Source organism: Pseudomonas sp. 2995-3 (genome assembly GCF_002742565.1).
In the GTDB taxonomy this organism is placed as follows: domain Bacteria; phylum Pseudomonadota; class Gammaproteobacteria; order Pseudomonadales; family Pseudomonadaceae; genus Aquipseudomonas; species Aquipseudomonas edaphica.
The window spans coordinates 1-265 of the sequence record NZ_LJSB01000350.1 but is presented as its reverse complement, the minus strand read 5'-3'; the positions used below and the strand labels follow the sequence as shown (position 1 = coordinate 265).

General features: G+C 35.8%; 1 protein-coding gene. It reads left to right on the top strand.

The genetic code is table 11. The features are described 5' to 3' along the window. Positions 1–265, top strand: a 265-nt coding sequence (locus AOA62_RS29690; RefSeq protein ID WP_218244223.1) for a YqhG family protein, incomplete at both ends; no start/stop codon positions are given.

Sequence of the window (265 nt, the reverse complement as noted above, 5' to 3'; positions counted from 1 at the left end):
AGAACAGATTCCTAATTATTGCTTTACAATGACTCCTATAATTAAGCCTGAATCAGGTATAGAACGCATAAAGGCTATGTTGTATCAGGATTTAGAACAAGAGGAGCATGTATGGGCACAAGAGGCAATCCAACGATGGAAAAAGGATGAGGAACTTTTAGAAGCATTTTATGAAGGTCAGGACGAACTAGGTGAATCTTATGAGTTTGAAAAGGAAGCTATTAAATCACAATACGAACCTTCGATAGAAATATCAATCATTAAC